This window comes from Peribacillus sp. NPDC097284 (assembly GCF_044761765.1).
Taxonomy (GTDB): Bacteria; Bacillota; Bacilli; order Bacillales; family DSM-1321; genus Peribacillus.
This window is the reverse complement of sequence record NZ_JBIWCZ010000004.1, coordinates 336,401-352,443: the sequence shown is the minus strand read 5'-3', so window position 1 is coordinate 352,443 and position 16,043 is coordinate 336,401. Positions and strand designations below refer to the sequence as shown.

The following is a 16,043-nucleotide window of genomic DNA, read 5'->3' as shown; positions in this document are numbered from 1 at the left end:
CCTGAAAGATGATCAGGTTGATAGGTCAGAGGTGGAAGCGTGGCGACATGTGGAGCTGACTGATACTAATAGATCGAGGACTTAACCAACGCTTTAAAAAGATGAACACCTTCTGATATTATCTAGTTTTGAAGGAACAACGTTCCTGATATGTTTGGTGGCGATAGCGAAGAGGTCACACCCGTTCCCATTCCGAACACGGCAGTTAAGCTCTTCAGCGCCGATGGTAGTTGGGGGTTTCCCCCTGTGAGAGTAGGACGCCGCCAAGCCATTTCGAAGGTCAGCCATTAGGCTGGTCTTTTTTTGTTTTCAGACTGGTACCATTAAAATAAAATGAAATCATTCACTGTTGCTAGGACAGGACAAGTTAGATATTGAAAACAACTTTCCGTCGATCTTTGATTAAAATCCCTGGATAAGCTGTTCAACCTATCTGAAAGAATTTATAATTAGAAAAATAGGCAAGCTGTTTAATAAGGGTGGAACAAAAATATTCATGAAAATAGTGAATGCAGGAAAGGAACGATTCTGTGAGTAAAAAGGGTAAAGAAAAGTTTGAAGTTAGAGAAGGAGAAAGCATTGATGAATGCCTAGATCGAATAAAGGCTGCAGGGTATTTTCCTGTGAGGAGAATGGAAGAACCCATTTTTGAGGAAAGAATCACGAATGGAATGGCTCATTATGAACCAATTAACAGGAAAATTGTATTTGAAGCAAAGTTATTGGAGCAAAACACGAACGATCATTAAGTATTCTATAAAAATATTCGATTTTGTCTTGACAATGAAAATGCGTGACGGTAAGATGAATGTATATTAATACCTCTCATATAATCCTGGGGATATGGCCCAAAAGTTTCTACCTGATGACCGTAAATCATCGGACTATGAGAAAAGTAGCTGACTTATTCGGAAACTATCGAAGTCTTTTTTGTGAAGACTTTTTTCCGGGCAGATTGCTTTCTCTATGAGGAAGAAGTCTGCCCGTTTTTTTTTTGAAAATTATAGATGAAAGAATGGAAAGTGGGAGGGACAGTATTATGAAGTCGCAGGTCGGGGTCATTATGGGTAGCGTCTCGGATTGGGAAACGATGAAGTATGCTTGTGAATCATTGGAACAGCTTGAAATCCCCTATGAAAAAAGAGTCGTTTCGGCCCACCGCACACCAGACTTATTGTTTGAATATGCAGAGAGTGCAAGAGAGCGCGGGATTAAGGTGATAATAGCAGGTGCAGGTGGAGCTGCTCACCTACCCGGTATGACGGCAGCTAAAACAATAGTACCTGTGATTGGGGTGCCAATCCAATCCAAGGCTTTAAACGGTATGGATTCATTATTATCGATCGTTCAAATGCCAGGCGGGGTACCGGTTGCCACGGTAGCCATCGGAAAGGCAGGGGCGATTAACGCAGGTTTGCTTGCGGCGCAGATATTGGCTGCTTTCGATTCAGAAATCGCCGATAGATTAGAGGTTCTCCGAGACGAAACTAGGGAAAAGGTGTTATTGAGCAGTGAACAACTTAAATAAGGTCATTTTACCGGGTCAGACGATTGGAATTATTGGCGGTGGACAGTTAGGCAGGATGATGGCCTTAGCGGCTAAGGCAGCAGGCTTTAAGATAGCTGTTCTTGAACCAACGACTAATGGTCCTTGTGCTCAAGTGGCAGATATAGAGATCCTTGGGGCTTATGATGACATAGATGCATTGAAAAGGCTGGCAAATGTCAGTGACGTCATTACCTATGAGTTCGAAAATATCAGTTCCAAGGCTCTTGATTGGTTGAAACAGCATTCCTATCTTCCTCAAGGGTCGGAATTATTAAAACAAACACAGGATCGGCTTACTGAAAAGAAAGCCATAGCAGGTGCCGGAGCAACGGTTGCCCCGTACCAGGAAATTCAGGATGTTTCGGAAATTTACCTACATATAGAAGAATTAGGGTACCCAAGTGTGTTAAAAACGACCCGTGGCGGTTATGATGGAAAAGGGCAGTTAGTCATAAATGAGGAAGCTGATATTAAAAAGGCTGAATCCCTGCTCCAAACAGGTGTATGTGTATTAGAAGCTTGGATACCTTTCGTTAAGGAAATCTCGGTTGTCGTGACGCGTAAAGCGAATGGAGAAACAAGTCATTTTCCGGTAGCAGAAAATATTCATATTGAAAATATACTGCATAAAAGCATCGTTCCCGCTCGCATCAGTCAGAGTGCTGAAGAAAAGGCCATTGTGGAGGCTCGACAGCTTGCCGAGAAACTAGAACTGGTCGGTACATTGGCCGTGGAGATGTTTTTAACGGCAAAGGATGAAATCATCATCAATGAGCTTGCACCAAGACCACACAATTCGGGTCATTATACATTGGAAGCATGTGCAACATCCCAATTTGAACAGCATATCCGTGCTGTCTGTAATTGGCCCCTCGGAAATACCTCCTTGTTGCAACCGGTGGTCATGGTCAACGTCCTAGGTGAACACTTGGAGCCATTACTTCATGAAATTCCGGAGCTTACAGATTGGAAGGTTCATCTTTACGGTAAAAGAGAGGCCAAGATAAAACGGAAAATGGGGCATGTTAACATTTTACGTCCAACACTCGAGGAAGCCCTTTTAGAAAGTAATCGAAGCAAAATTTGGAATCAACAGGTTGAAACGGAGGAAGCAAAATGATAGAACGTTATACCCGCCCTGAAATGGGTAACATTTGGACAGAGAAAAACCGCTTTAATGCATGGTTGGAAGTAGAAATCTTGGCATGTGAAGCGTGGTCGGAACTTGGTGTCATACCGAAAGAAGACGTGAAGCTCCTTCGTGAAAATGCGTCATTCGATGTAGAGCGCATCAATGAAATTGAAAAAGACACTCGCCATGATGTTGTGGCCTTCACACGTGCGGTTTCCGAAACATTAGGTGAAGAACGTAAATGGGTGCATTATGGCCTGACTTCAACGGATGTAGTTGATACGGCACTTTCTTATGTGATTAAACAAGCGAATGATATTCTTTCAAAGGATTTAAATAATTTTGTCGAGATCTTGAAAAACAAAGCGAAAGAACATAAATATACCGTCCAAATGGGACGTACACATGGTGTGCATGCGGAACCGACCACTTTCGGCTTGAAGCTTGCCCTTTGGTACCAAGAAATGAAACGGAATGTGGAACGTTTTGATGCTGCTCGAAAAAACATCGAGGTAGGTAAAATCTCCGGTGCTGTTGGTACATATGCAAACATCGACCCGTTCGTTGAACAATACGTCTGTGAAAAGCTGGGCCTTGAAGCTGATCCCATTTCAACGCAAACCTTGCAACGTGATCGCCATGCACACTATATGAGTACATTGGCGTTAATTGCAACTTCCATCGAAAAATTCGCAGTGGAAATCAGAGGGTTACAAAAAAGCGAAACGCGCGAAGTGGAAGAATTCTTTGCAAAAGGACAAAAAGGATCATCAGCAATGCCTCATAAACGGAATCCTATCGGTTCTGAGAACATGACAGGAATGGCCCGGGTCATCCGTGGATACATGATGACAGCGTATGAGAATGTAGCTTTATGGCACGAACGTGATATCTCCCACTCTTCTGCTGAACGAATCATCTTGCCGGATGCAACGATTGCTTTGAATTATATGTTGAACCGCTTCAGTAATATCGTGAAAAATCTTACTGTTTATCCTGAGAACATGAAGCGTAACATGGATCGTACACTTGGATTAATCTTCTCTCAACGCGTGTTGCTTGCCCTTATTGACAAGGGTCTTGTCCGTGAAGAGGCGTATGATACGGTTCAGCCCCATGCGATGGACGCCTGGGAGCAGCAAGTCCCATTCAGGAGCCTGATCAACAAGGATGATAAAATCACAAGCCTGCTTACTAAAGAAGAACTTGATGACTGTTTCGACCCTACCCATCATTTGAAAAACGTAGATGTGATCTTTGATCGCCTAGGCTTATAAAATAAGGCTGCAAACGTGAATCCCAGTCGGGTGAAGCGTTTGCTCCTTACCTAATGATAAAATAAAAATTCATAATATTCACAATTCGGAGGTCTTAACAGATGGAAAAGCGAGAATTGCTGTATGAAGGGAAAGCGAAACAGATTTATGCAACGGACAACAGTGAAATAGTATGGGTGGAATACAAAGATTCAGCAACGGCATTCAATGGCGAGAAGAAGTCAGAAATCGCTGGTAAAGGCCAGTTGAATAATCAAATTACTAGTTTACTATTTTCAAAGCTTGCAGAACAAAACATTCCTTCTCATTTTATAGAAAAGCTTTCCGAGCGGGAGCAACTGGTTAAAAAGGTTTCCATCATTCCTCTTGAAGTGGTCGTTAGAAACACGGCTGCCGGTAGTTTCTCTAAACGCACTGGCATGGAAGAAGGCCATCCACTTAAGAAAACGCTCGTTGAATTTTATTATAAAGACGACGCACTCGGCGATCCCCTGTTGACGGAAGACCATATTGAAGAATTGGAACTTGCCAGCAAGGAAGATGTAGCTATCTTAAAGGAAAAGGCACGGGAAATCAGTAAGGTCCTATCAACCATCTTTCAAGAGATGGGCATTAACCTGATTGATTTTAAACTGGAGTTCGGCAAGACATCCGATGGGGAAATCCTATTGGCTGATGAAATTTCACCGGATACTTGTCGCCTTTGGGATGCAGATACAAATGAAAAACTGGACAAAGACGTATTCCGCCGTGATTTAGGTAGTTTAACAGATGCATATGGAAAAATTCTAGAAAAGTTGGAGGGTACTCAACATGTATAAGGTTAAGGTATATATCACACTACGAGAAAGTGTACTGGATCCACAGGGGACAGCGGTTCAACAATCCCTTCATAGTTTGACATATAACGAAGTAAGCGATGTTCGTGTCGGGAAATACATTGAACTGACGATTGAAGACACCGACCGTGATTTAGATCAACTGGTGAAGGAAATGTGTGAAAAGCTATTAGCCAATACAGTCATTGAAGCGTACCGTTATGACGTGGAGGAGGTTGTCACCCAATGAAATTTGCTGTGATCGTTTTCCCTGGCTCCAATTGTGATGTCGACATGTACCATGCGATACAGGATGCGCTTGGGGAGGAAGTGGAGTATGTATGGCATTCCACGGATAATCTAGACAAATTTGACGGGATCCTGCTTCCAGGCGGATTCTCTTATGGCGACTACCTACGTTCAGGAGCGATTGCCCGTTTTTCCAATGTGATGGCAGAAGTCGTAAAAGCGGCTCAAGCAGGAAAACCGGTTCTTGGCGTCTGCAATGGTTTTCAAATTTTGCTTGAAGCAGGGCTGTTACCGGGAGCGATGCGACGTAATGATGGTCTGAAATTCATCTGTCGTAACGTAGAGCTGAAAGTTGAAAATAATGAATCAATGTTTACCACGGGTTATTCATTATACGAATCAATCACCATTCCAGTGGCCCACGGTGAAGGGAACTATTACTGTGATAAAGAAACACTGGAGGAATTAAAACAAAATAACCGCATTCTGTTCACTTATAAGGGTGAAAATCCTAACGGTAGCCTAGAACAAATCGCGGGAATCACCAATGCACAAGGTAATGTCCTCGGAATGATGCCTCATCCCGAACGTGCTGTTGACTCACTGCTTGGCAGTAAAGACGGCTTAAAGATCTTTCAATCCATCGTGAAAAACTGGAGGGAATCACATGTTGTTACAGCTTGAACCAAGTCCGGATAAAATTAAATCGGAGCGTTTATATGCAAGTATGGGGCTATCCGATGAAGAATTCGCCATGGTGGAGAAAATCTTAGGCAGACTGCCGAATTATACGGAAACAGGTTTGTTTTCCGTCATGTGGTCAGAGCATTGTTCCTACAAAAATTCAAAACCCATCTTAAGAAAATTCCCGATTACGGGGGAAAAGGTATTACAAGGTCCTGGTGAAGGCGCAGGAATCGTCGATATCGGTGATAATCAGGCCGTCGTTTTCAAGATTGAAAGCCATAACCATCCATCGGCCATTGAGCCATATCAAGGAGCAGCGACAGGCGTCGGGGGCATTATCCGTGATGTCTTCTCCATGGGAGCCCGGCCTATCGCCATGTTGAATTCACTGCGCTTCGGTGAATTGGATAACGAACGCGTGAAGTATTTATTTAAAGAAGTGGTTGCAGGGATTGCTGGATATGGGAACTGCATTGGGATTCCCACTGTCGGCGGTGAAATTCAATTCGATCCTTCCTACGCGGGAAATCCGTTAGTCAATGCCATGTGCGTCGGGTTAATTGACCATAAGGACATCAAGAAAGGCCAAGCTCATGGTGTCGGGAATACGGTTATGTACGTGGGTGCCAAAACTGGCCGTGATGGCATTCATGGAGCTACATTTGCATCGGAAGAACTTTCAGAGTCTTCAGAAGAGAAAAGACCAGCCGTGCAAGTTGGCGATCCATTCATGGAAAAATTACTGTTAGAAGCTTGCCTTGAACTCATCCATAATGATGCGCTTGTCGGCATTCAGGATATGGGCGCAGCGGGGCTTACTAGCTCTTCGGCTGAGATGGCGAGTAAAGCTGGATCAGGGATTAAAATGAACCTTGATTTAGTGCCTCAACGTGAAACAGGCATGACTGCGTATGAAATGATGCTGTCTGAGTCACAAGAACGGATGTTAATCGTCGTTACTAAAGGACGGGAACAGGAAATCGTTGATTTGTTTACGAAGTATGACCTGGAAGCAGTTGCTGTTGGTGAAGTAACGGATGATAAAAACTTAACACTTTCCCATCAAGGTGAAATCGTTGCGGAAGTTCCGGTTGATGCATTGGCTGAAGAAGCACCAATCTATCACAAGCCATCTGCTGAACCACAGTATTTCCGCGACTTCCAAAGCATGACGGCAAAAGTGCCGGTTATCAAGGATTATAAGGGTACTCTTATAGCATTATTACAACAGCCTACCATTTCAAGCAAGGAATGGGTTTACGACCAATATGATTATATGGTCCGTACGAATACAGTGGTATCACCTGGTTCCGACGCTGCAGTGGTACGTGTGCGAGGAACGAATAAAGCTCTTGCAATGACAACGGATTGTAACTCCCGCTATATTTACCTCGACCCCGAGACAGGCGGTAAGATTGCTGTAGCTGAGGCGGCCCGTAACATTGTCTGTTCGGGTGGAGAACCTTTGGCGATTACAGATTGCTTGAATTTTGGAAACCCAGAAAAACCAGAGATATTTTGGCAACTGGAAAAAGCCGCTGACGGCATGAGCGAAGCATGTCGTAGCTTAAGTACGCCTGTCATTGGTGGAAATGTATCGCTTTATAATGAAACGAATGGCGAGGCCATTTATCCAACTCCAGTAGTTGGGATGGTTGGTCTTGTACATGACCTTCAACATATCACGACCCAAACGTTCAAACATGAATCCGACTTGATATATGTGGTCGGGGAAGCGAAAGCTGAATTTGGTGGCAGTGAACTTCAAAAAATGGTAGAAGGAAAAATCTTTGGACCTGCACCGGAATTGGACTTACATGTTGAACAAAAACGGCAAGCACAAATTCTTGAAGCCATTCGAGCAGGGCATATCGCCTCCGCACATGATCTTTCAGAGGGTGGTTTGGCTGTTGCCTTAAGTGAATCTCTATTCGGTCCGACTACACTCGGCGCCAACGTTCAGGTTTCCGGCGAATTGGTATCCGGGTTGTTCAGTGAAACGCAATCCCGATTCTTACTATCCGTTAGTCCAGAAAACCAAGTGGCATTTGAATCCATTGTTGAAGATGCGATCCTTATAGGGGAAGTAACGAATAATCCAAAAATAATCGTGACGGATGATGGCGATAATCTGGTATTTGAAGTGAATGTTGAAGAATTACAATCAGCTTGGAAAGGGGCCATTCCATGCTTGCTGAAATAAGAAGTCTTAATGAGGAATGTGGCGTAGTAGGAGTCTGGGGACATCAAGATGCAGCACAGCTTGCCTATTACGGACTGCATAGCTTACAGCATCGGGGCCAAGAGGGAGCAGGCATTGTCGTGACGGACGGTAATCAAATGTCCATCACGAAAGGGGAAGGTCTTGTAACGGAAATCTTCACGGCAGAAAAAATGCAGGCACTTTCCGGTACAGGGAAGTCAGCGATAGGTCATGTCCGTTATACGACAGCAGGAGGCGGTGGATATCAAAACGTCCAGCCTTTCTTGTTCAATTCACATACAGGGGGGCTGGCACTTGCCCATAATGGGAATATCGTCAATGCCAGCCAGTTAAAAGCACAGTTAGAGGGACAAGGGAGCATTTTTCAAACGACGTCGGATACGGAAGTCCTTGCACATTTGATTAAACGCTCCGGTTATTCTGATATAAGGGATTCTGTGAAAAATAGCTTAAGTATGCTGAAGGGTGCATACGCATTTGTTATCATGACAGAAAACCAAATGATTTTAGCGCGTGATCCACATGGTTTCCGTCCACTTTCCCTCGGAAAGATAGGAGATGCGTATTACGCCGCTTCTGAAACATGTGCTCTTGATATCGTTGGGGCGGAATTCATCCGTGATATCGAACCAGGCGAGCTTGTCGTCATCAATGATGAAGGAATCTATTCAGAATACTTTTCCCTTTCCAGTCAACAAGCCATGTGTACGATGGAATATGTGTATTTTTCCCGCCCGGATAGCAATATTGATGGGATCAATGTACATACAGCCAGGAAAAACCTTGGTAAGCAAATGGCTCAGGAAGCGAAAATCGAAGCGGATGTTGTCACGGGTGTTCCGGATTCAAGCATTTCGGCGGCCATTGGTTATGCCGAAGCTGCGGGCATCCCTTATGAAATGGGCTTAATTAAGAACCGTTATGTCGGACGGACATTTATTCAACCGTCACAGAGCCTTCGCGAACAGGGTGTGAAGATGAAGCTATCACCGGTACGAGGCGTCGTTGAAGGGAAACGCGTGATCATGGTGGACGATTCGATCGTACGTGGTACGACCAGCAGAAGGATTGTCCGCATGCTGAAAGATGCAGGGGCGAAAGAGGTCCATGTTGTGATCAGTTCGCCTCCAATTAAAAATCCATGCTTTTACGGCATTGATACATCGAAAAAAGATGAACTGATTGCCAGCTCTAAATCAGTAGAGGAAATACGGGAAATCATTGAAGCCGATTCATTAACCTTCTTAAGTGTGGAAGGCATGGTCGAAGCGATTGGACGTCCGTTTGCTGGAGAAACACGAGGTTCATGTCTAGCATGCTTCACGGGAAATTATCCAACGGAAATTTTCGATTATGAACGGGAAAAAATTAAATGCTAAAAAGGCATCGATAAGAACGAGTGGTTTTCGGAGGGGGATTTCAAATGGCTAATGCATATAAGCAGGCTGGCGTCGATATTGAAGCGGGCTACGAAGCGGTAAATCGGATGAAGAAACATGTAAAGCGGACATTTCGTCCTGAAGTAATGAACGGATTGGGTGGTTTCGGAGGCATGTTCGATTTGTCTTCGTTACACCTTAAAGAGCCTGTCCTTATCTCAGGAACGGATGGAGTCGGGACGAAGCTTTTACTCGCGTTCATGATGGATAAACATGATACAATTGGAATAGATTGTGTAGCGATGTGCGTCAATGATGTGGTCGTACAGGGGGCTGCGCCGTTGTACTTTTTAGATTACATAGCTTGCGGCAAAGCTGATCCCGAGAGAATTGAAATGATCGTTAAAGGGATTGCGGACGGATGTGAGCAAGCGGGCTGTGCTTTAATCGGTGGGGAAACAGCTGAAATGCCAGGGATGTACGAAACCGAAGAATATGACGTAGCTGGGTTCACGGTTGGCGCGGTTGAAAAATCACGCTTAATTACGGGTGAGGGCATATGCAATGGTGATGTTGTCATTGGTCTTGCTTCAAGCGGGATCCATAGCAATGGCTATTCACTTGTCCGTAAAATCCTTCTTGAAGATGCAGGAATGGATTTACAGGAACTCGTGCCGGAGTTCGGTTGCAAATTGGGTGAAGAATTGTTGAAACCGACAAGGATCTATGTCCAGTCGATATTGTCGACACTTGAAAAGTTTGAAGTGAAGGGACTGGCACATATTACAGGTGGCGGGTTCATCGAAAATATTCCGCGTATCCTTCCCGAAAACTGCGGCGTTGAAATTGAGTTGGGCAGCTGGACGATCCCCCCAGTATTCTCGTACCTCGAGAAAAAAGGAAATCTTGTTCAGGAGGAAATGTTCAATATATTCAATATGGGCATCGGAATGACGGCCGTCGTGAAAAAATCGGATGCTCCTGCGATCATTGCGCATCTACAGTCTTGTGGTGAACAGGCTTCTGTCATAGGAACGATTGTTGAGGGAGAAGGAGTGTCTTTTAAACGATGAGGCGCCTTGCTGTCTTTGCATCGGGTAATGGAAGCAACTTTCAAGCCATCGCTGATGCAATAAAAGAGGGAAATCTAGAAGCAGATATATGCCTTGTTGTTTGTGACCGCGAGGATGCTTACGTAATGGAGAGAGCTAGAATGGAGAACATTCCGGTATTCTCATTCTCGGCAAAACAGTACGAAAATAAGGCGGGATATGAACGGGAGATACTGGATGAACTTCATATCCATGGCGTCGAATTCATTATTCTTGCTGGTTATATGCGGTTAATAGGATCGACGTTATTAGGGGAGTATTCACACAGGATTGTGAATATTCATCCTTCTCTTTTGCCTTGCTTTCCAGGTAAGGATGCTATTGGCCAGGCTTTTAAGGCTGAAGTTAAGGAAACCGGGGTCACGATTCATTATGTCGATGAGGGAATGGATACAGGACCGATCATTGCTCAAGAGGCAGTACCCATTCTTAACGGAGACACAAAAGACATCCTCCAAAAAAGAATTCAGGAATTGGAACATGAACTGTATCCAAAGATTTTGCACCAGCTATGCCAAGAGAAACAACATACATAATGGAGGGAACAATATACCATGAAGAAACGTGCGTTAATTAGTGTATCGGATAAAACAGGTATCGTAGAATTTGCAAAAGGGCTGAAAGAGGCCGGGTTTGAAATCATTTCAACGGGCGGTACGAGTAAAACATTACTGGATAATGGCGTGGATGTTATCGGTATCAGTGAAATCACTGGTTTCCCGGAAATTTTGGACGGCCGCGTTAAAACGCTACACCCGAATGTCCATGCAGCAGTCTTAGCCAAGCATGGGGATGAAGGGCATAAAGCTCAACTAGCAGAGCATCATATTGAACCGATTCAGTTGGTCTGTGTGAACCTTTATCCTTTCCAATCGACGATATCGAAACCGGATGTGACGGTGGAAGATGCGATTGAGAACATCGATATCGGAGGACCGACCATGCTACGTTCATCTGCGAAAAACCACGAGTATGTGACGGTTATCGTCGATAGCGAGGATTATGCAACAGTATTGGCTGAGCTGAAAGAAAACGGAGATGTCTCAAAAACGACGAATCGTCGTCTGGCAGCTAAAGTCTTCCGTCATACAGCGGCATACGATGCCGTGATTTCGGAATACATGACAGAGCTTGCCGAAGAAGAGAATCCAGAATCACTAACTGTTACTTATGAATTGAAACAGTCGCTTCGTTATGGGGAAAATCCTCATCAAAAAGCAGCGTTCTATAAAAAACCGCTTGGATCTACCTTCTCGATTGCGGAAGCAAAACAACTGCACGGAAAAGAGCTTTCATACAATAACATCAATGATGCAGACGCAGCCCTTCAAATCGTTAAGGAATTCAAAGAACCGGCAGCCGTGGCCGTCAAGCATATGAATCCTTGTGGAGTCGGTGTTGGTGATACGATCCTGGAAGCATTCGATAAGGCATATGAAGCAGATTCCACTTCGATTTTTGGTGGCATCATCGCCTTGAACCGTGAAGTGGATAAAGAGACTGCGGAGAAACTTCACGAAATTTTCCTTGAAATCATCATCGCTCCTGGATTCTCTAAGGAAGCATTGGCTGTATTGACAAGTAAGAAGAACCTTCGTCTATTAACGGTTGATTTCCAGGCTGCTAAAAAACCGGAACGTAAATTGACTTCAATTGAAGGTGGTTTACTCGTGCAAGAACGTGATGCTTTCGGTTTGAAGGATGCAGAAGTAAAAGTGGCAACAAAACGCGAACCGACGGCAGAAGAGTGGAAAGCTCTTGAACTTGGTTGGAAAATCGTGAAACATGTCAAATCGAATGCCATCGTTATTTGTGATGATCAGATGACATTGGGCGTGGGTGCAGGACAAATGAACCGTGTCGGCGCGGCAAAAATAGCTCTAGAACAAGCTGGTGAAAGAGTAGCGGGAAGTGCTTTGGCATCGGATGCTTTCTTCCCTATGGATGATACAGTGGAGGCAGCGGCAAAAGCAGGCGTAACGGCAATCATCCAGCCAGGTGGATCGAAGAAAGACCAAGATTCAATTGATAAAGCCGATGAATATGGAATAGCAATGGTATTCACAGGAGTTCGCCACTTTAAACATTAATCGAAGATGAGGTGCGGTAATGAATGTACTAGTGATTGGCCGTGGAGGCAGGGAGCACGCTATCGCCCGTAAACTGTTTGAAAGCGAACGGGTTAAGAAAGTCTTCGTGGCGCCAGGGAATCCCGGCATGGCAGATGTTGCCGAACTTGTATCAATCGAGGAAACCAAGCATCAAGAATTGGTCGCTTTCGCAAAAGAAAATGCGATTGCCTTGACGGTGATTGGACCGGAAACGCCTTTACTTAATGGGTTGGCTGATGACTTTGAGAAAGAAAACTTGCAGGTGTTCGGACCAAATAGTCGGGCTGCGGTCATTGAAGGAAGTAAATCATTTGCTAAGAATTTAATGAGGGATTATCATATTCCAACAGCAGAATATGAGACGTTTTCTGATTATGAGCAGGCAAAGGCATATATCGAAAAAGTGGGCGCTCCCATCGTCATCAAGGCTGATGGTCTGGCTGCGGGCAAAGGCGTAGTAGTCGCCATGACGATGCAGGAGGCAATGGAAGCCATTCATGATATGCTAGTCGGTGCAAAGTTCGGGGAAGCTTCAGCAAAGGTTGTCATCGAGGAATACCTGGATGGCGAGGAGTTTTCATTGATGGCCTTCGTGAACGGGGATAAAGTATATCCAATGGTTATCGCACAGGATCATAAACGTGCCTACAATGGTGATAAAGGACCGAATACTGGTGGAATGGGTGCGTACTCCCCCGTCCCTCAAATATCCGATAGTATGGTGCAAGCAGCGGTAGATGCCATTCTGCAACCGACGGTTCATGCGATGATTTCAGAAAAACGCCGATTTTCAGGCATATTATATGCCGGGTTAATTGCAACGGAAAAGGGTACAAAAGTGATTGAATTCAATGCCCGTTTTGGGGATCCGGAAACTCAAGTAGTATTGCCCCGCTTAAAGACGGATTTCGTCGATACTCTTGAAGCGGTCCTTGCAGGGGAAGATTTAGATCTTGAATGGCATGATGAAGCGGTTCTTGGTGTAGTCGTGGCTGCAGAAGGCTATCCTGGAGCATACACGAAGGGGTCGGTCATCAAAGGGTTGGATAGGATTCAGCCGGACACCCATATTTACCATGCCGGGACGGCCAAAAACGACCAGGGAGATCTTGTTTCCAATGGAGGCAGGGTATTGCTTGTTGCGGCTAAAGGAAACGACCTTGCGTCTGCCCAAAGACAAGTCTATAAAGAAGTAGAACATATTGAAAAAGAAGGCCTGTTTTGGCGTACGGATATTGGATATCGAGCCATAGAATAGGTTCCTTGACCATAAAAAGAAGCTGGCTCAAATATCGAGTCAGCTTCTTTTAAAATGAAATCAATACGAATCAGATTGGTCATCCCTGTTCTGCTTATCCTTCATCATGGCTTGGCCATTTTCCATTACATCGACAACGGGGCAATAGCGCAATATGCCTTCGCCTATTTTCATGGCAGCAAGGATGACCACCATTAAGTAAGATTGATTTTTCCATGGTTTTTTAACCATTTTCGCTGTGGCCCAGGTAAGAAAGGTAAAGCCACAGGTAATCCGCATAAGCGCATTGACTATGCTGATATTTTGTTTGAATTTCATGATAAGTTCATCCTTTCACAAAAATTTCACAGTATTCTGGTTAACTTTACTGTGTTAATGAAATAAATATGTTACTATAAGATAAAATTGGATTGAATTGGGATTTCAATTCCTTTGTCTTACAATTCATGGAGGGATGTTTATGCTGGAACAACGTTATAGATGGAAAAATAAACATCTACGGGAACATATAGATGTGCTGGATGGAAAGAGGTCACCACACATTCTTTTGAAAAATGCTACATATTTAAACCAGGCTTTACGAAAATGGGTGAAAGCAAATATATGGATTTATGACGATCGCATTATCTATGTCGGTACAAACCTTCCTGAAAATATAGACCGCTGTGAAATGGTTGATTGTTCAGATCAGTACCTGGTCCCGGGATATATTGAGCCGCATTCACACCCTTCTCAATTATATAATCCCCTGTCTTTCTCACGCTATGCATCCCATTTTGGGACAACGACACTTATCAATGATAACCTGCCATTCCTTTTGCAATTAGGAAAAAAGAAAGCGTTTTCTCTTTTGAAGGAGCTACGTAACATCCCTGTTACGATGTATTGGTGGAGCCGTTTTGATGGACAAACGGAGTTGATCGATGAAGATACCGTATTTTCTCATGGAGCGGTTAAATCCTGGCTTGAGCATGATGCCGTTTTACAGGGCGGTGAACTGACGGGGTGGCCTAAGCTTCTTGATGGCGATGACATGATGCTGCATTGGATTCAGGAGGCCAAGCGGATGAGGAAGAAGATAGAGGGTCACTTTCCTGGTGCTTCTGAGAAAACACTTGCCAAGATGACACTATTTGGAGCCGATTGTGACCATGAGGCCATGACAGGTGATGAGGTGATGGAGCGCTTACTTCAAGGCTATTTCGTTTCATTAAGGCATTCATCCATCCGTCCGGATCTCCCAAACATATTGCAGGAAATTCATGAACTGGGTATCGATCAATATGATAAGTTCTTTTATACAACGGATGGTTCACCACCGTCTTTTTATGAAAAGGGATTCATAGATTGCTTGATTAAAATAGCAATCGAACAGGGTGTACCAGTCATTGACGCCTATAATATGGCCACTATCAATATCGCACGCTATTATAATATTGAATATCTCCATGGCAATATTGCTACGGGCAGAGTCGCCAATATCAATTTTCTGTCTGATATTGAGGAGCCCGCCCCGGTTTCTGTCATGGCTAAAGGGAAATGGGTGAAGCGGGATGGGAAAATCATTCCGGATTCACAAGAAATCAACTGGAGCGATTTTGACTTTAAACCGTTGGAAATGGACTGGGACCTTAGTTTGAAGGAAGATTTCGAATTCTCGATGCCGTTCGGAATAGAGCTGGTCAATAACGTGATCACCAAACCATATTCCCTTTCAAACGATGTGGGATATGAAGAGCTTACCTTTCAAGATGATGAGTGTTTCTTCATGCTCATCGATAAGGAAGGGAAATGGCGGATCAATACGATACTGAAGGGGTTTGCCGATAAGTTATGCGGTTTTGCAGCCACCTATACGAATACCGGGGATATCATTTTGATTGGGAAACGTAAGAAGGATATGCACCTGGCCTTCAACCGGCTGAAGGAAATCGGCGGCGGTATTGTTTTGACAGAGCAAGGAGAAGTGATTCATGAGGTGCCATTAACATTAAAAGGGATAATGTCCAATAAGGAAGTTCCTGAATTAATTATAGAAGAAAATGAATTGAAAAGATTGTTGCGTGAACGGGGTTATCGCTTCGCTGATCCCGTATATACCCTATCCTTTTTTTCTACGACCCATTTACCGTATATCAGGGTTACCCAGCGTGGGGTATATGATGTAATGAATAAAAATATACTCTTCCCTACTATAATGCGTTAAAATATAAAAGAACGCAGCAAACGACACGGTTGAGTAATCAG

General features: G+C 44.1%; 15 protein-coding genes, 2 rRNA genes and 1 riboswitch. Of the genes, 16 read left to right on the top strand and 1 reads right to left on the bottom strand.

Features of this window, described 5'->3' with window-relative positions; genetic code table 11:
- The 15 genes from ACIQXU_RS11620 to purD all read left to right on the top strand — a co-directional run.
- Positions 1–89, top strand: a 23S ribosomal RNA gene (locus tag ACIQXU_RS11620); the annotation flags it as partial.
- Between the two features lie 64 nt (positions 90–153).
- A 5S ribosomal RNA gene (rrf, locus tag ACIQXU_RS11615) occupies positions 154–269 on the top strand.
- 261 nt (positions 270–530) lie between these two features.
- A complete protein-coding gene (locus ACIQXU_RS11610; protein WP_402989383.1) occupies positions 531–749 on the top strand; it encodes an NETI motif-containing protein in 219 nt (72 codons plus the stop codon).
- Between the two features lie 56 nt (positions 750–805).
- A riboswitch (purine riboswitch) is annotated at positions 806–907 on the top strand.
- Between the two features lie 132 nt (positions 908–1,039).
- Positions 1,040–1,528 (top strand): 5-(carboxyamino)imidazole ribonucleotide mutase, encoded by a 489-nt coding sequence (gene purE, locus ACIQXU_RS11605; RefSeq protein WP_402989380.1) that lies wholly within the window; start codon positions 1,040–1,042, stop codon positions 1,526–1,528.
- Positions 1,512–2,669, top strand: coding sequence for a 5-(carboxyamino)imidazole ribonucleotide synthase (gene purK, locus ACIQXU_RS11600; RefSeq protein ID WP_402989377.1), 1,158 nt, complete (start codon positions 1,512–1,514; stop codon positions 2,667–2,669). Before purE ends, purK begins: the two co-directional genes overlap by 17 nt.
- Entirely contained in the window at positions 2,666–3,958 is a 1,293-nt protein-coding gene (gene purB / locus ACIQXU_RS11595) for an adenylosuccinate lyase (RefSeq protein ID WP_402989374.1), read from the top strand. The genes purK and purB overlap by 4 nt, the downstream gene beginning before the upstream one ends.
- Positions 3,959–4,059: 101 nt before the next feature.
- Positions 4,060–4,779, top strand: a complete 720-nt coding sequence (purC, locus tag ACIQXU_RS11590; protein WP_402989371.1) for a phosphoribosylaminoimidazolesuccinocarboxamide synthase — start codon at positions 4,060–4,062, stop codon at positions 4,777–4,779.
- On the top strand, positions 4,772–5,026 hold the full coding sequence (gene purS / locus ACIQXU_RS11585) for a phosphoribosylformylglycinamidine synthase subunit PurS (RefSeq protein WP_402872285.1): 255 nt from the start codon (positions 4,772–4,774) through the stop codon (positions 5,024–5,026). Before purC ends, purS begins: the two co-directional genes overlap by 8 nt.
- Entirely contained in the window at positions 5,023–5,709 is a 687-nt protein-coding gene (gene purQ / locus ACIQXU_RS11580; RefSeq protein ID WP_402989368.1) for a phosphoribosylformylglycinamidine synthase subunit PurQ, read from the top strand. The genes purS and purQ overlap by 4 nt, the downstream gene beginning before the upstream one ends.
- Positions 5,693–7,915 (top strand): phosphoribosylformylglycinamidine synthase subunit PurL, encoded by a 2,223-nt coding sequence (gene purL, locus ACIQXU_RS11575; protein ID WP_402989366.1) that lies wholly within the window; start codon positions 5,693–5,695, stop codon positions 7,913–7,915. The genes purQ and purL overlap by 17 nt, the downstream gene beginning before the upstream one ends.
- Positions 7,900–9,315 carry an amidophosphoribosyltransferase gene (purF, locus tag ACIQXU_RS11570; RefSeq protein WP_402872278.1) on the top strand — a complete coding sequence of 472 codons (1,416 nt, stop codon included), beginning with the start codon at positions 7,900–7,902 and terminating at the stop codon, positions 9,313–9,315. The genes purL and purF overlap by 16 nt, the downstream gene beginning before the upstream one ends.
- Before the next feature lie 44 nt (positions 9,316–9,359).
- Entirely contained in the window at positions 9,360–10,388 is a 1,029-nt protein-coding gene (gene purM, locus ACIQXU_RS11565) for a phosphoribosylformylglycinamidine cyclo-ligase (RefSeq protein WP_402989363.1), read from the top strand.
- Positions 10,385–10,963 carry a phosphoribosylglycinamide formyltransferase gene (purN, locus tag ACIQXU_RS11560; RefSeq protein WP_402989360.1) on the top strand — a complete coding sequence of 193 codons (579 nt, stop codon included), beginning with the start codon at positions 10,385–10,387 and terminating at the stop codon, positions 10,961–10,963. The genes purM and purN overlap by 4 nt, the downstream gene beginning before the upstream one ends.
- 18 nt (positions 10,964–10,981) lie before the next feature.
- Entirely contained in the window at positions 10,982–12,517 is a 1,536-nt protein-coding gene (gene purH, locus ACIQXU_RS11555) for a bifunctional phosphoribosylaminoimidazolecarboxamide formyltransferase/IMP cyclohydrolase (protein WP_402989357.1), read from the top strand.
- A 19-nt stretch (positions 12,518–12,536) separates the two neighbouring features.
- Positions 12,537–13,796, top strand: a complete 1,260-nt coding sequence (purD, locus tag ACIQXU_RS11550; protein ID WP_402989354.1) for a phosphoribosylamine--glycine ligase — start codon at positions 12,537–12,539, stop codon at positions 13,794–13,796.
- Between the two features lie 60 nt (positions 13,797–13,856).
- Here the strand turns inward: purD and ACIQXU_RS11545 are convergent, their stop codons facing one another.
- Positions 13,857–14,114 carry a YgaP-like transmembrane domain gene (locus tag ACIQXU_RS11545; RefSeq protein ID WP_402872266.1) on the bottom strand — a complete coding sequence of 86 codons (258 nt, stop codon included), beginning with the start codon at positions 14,112–14,114 and terminating at the stop codon, positions 13,857–13,859.
- A 142-nt stretch (positions 14,115–14,256) separates the two neighbouring features.
- Here ACIQXU_RS11545 and ACIQXU_RS11540 point away from each other — a divergent pair, with 142 nt between their 5' ends.
- Positions 14,257–16,002 (top strand): adenine deaminase C-terminal domain-containing protein, encoded by a 1,746-nt coding sequence (locus ACIQXU_RS11540; protein WP_402989351.1) that lies wholly within the window; start codon positions 14,257–14,259, stop codon positions 16,000–16,002.
- The last annotated feature ends 41 nt before the right edge of the window (positions 16,003–16,043 follow it).

Excerpts from the sequence above, each read along its gene's own strand:
- purE (WP_402989380.1), top strand. The coding sequence starts at position 1,040 with ATGAAGTCGCAGGTCGGGGTCATTATGGGTAGCGTCTCGGATTGGGAA.
- purB (WP_402989374.1), top strand. The coding sequence starts at position 2,666 with ATGATAGAACGTTATACCCGCCCTGAAATGGGTAACATTTGGACAGAG.
- purC (WP_402989371.1), top strand. The coding sequence starts at position 4,060 with ATGGAAAAGCGAGAATTGCTGTATGAAGGGAAAGCGAAACAGATTTAT.
- purS (WP_402872285.1), top strand. The coding sequence starts at position 4,772 with ATGTATAAGGTTAAGGTATATATCACACTACGAGAAAGTGTACTGGAT.
- purQ (WP_402989368.1), top strand. The coding sequence starts at position 5,023 with ATGAAATTTGCTGTGATCGTTTTCCCTGGCTCCAATTGTGATGTCGAC.
- purL (WP_402989366.1), top strand. The coding sequence starts at position 5,693 with ATGTTGTTACAGCTTGAACCAAGTCCGGATAAAATTAAATCGGAGCGT.
- purF (WP_402872278.1), top strand. The coding sequence starts at position 7,900 with ATGCTTGCTGAAATAAGAAGTCTTAATGAGGAATGTGGCGTAGTAGGA.
- purM (WP_402989363.1), top strand. The coding sequence starts at position 9,360 with ATGGCTAATGCATATAAGCAGGCTGGCGTCGATATTGAAGCGGGCTAC.
- purN (WP_402989360.1), top strand. The coding sequence starts at position 10,385 with ATGAGGCGCCTTGCTGTCTTTGCATCGGGTAATGGAAGCAACTTTCAA.
- purH (WP_402989357.1), top strand. The coding sequence starts at position 10,982 with ATGAAGAAACGTGCGTTAATTAGTGTATCGGATAAAACAGGTATCGTA.
- purD (WP_402989354.1), top strand. The coding sequence starts at position 12,537 with ATGAATGTACTAGTGATTGGCCGTGGAGGCAGGGAGCACGCTATCGCC.
- ACIQXU_RS11545 (WP_402872266.1), bottom strand. The coding sequence starts at position 14,114 with ATGAAATTCAAACAAAATATCAGCATAGTCAATGCGCTTATGCGGATT.
- ACIQXU_RS11540 (WP_402989351.1), top strand. The coding sequence starts at position 14,257 with ATGCTGGAACAACGTTATAGATGGAAAAATAAACATCTACGGGAACAT.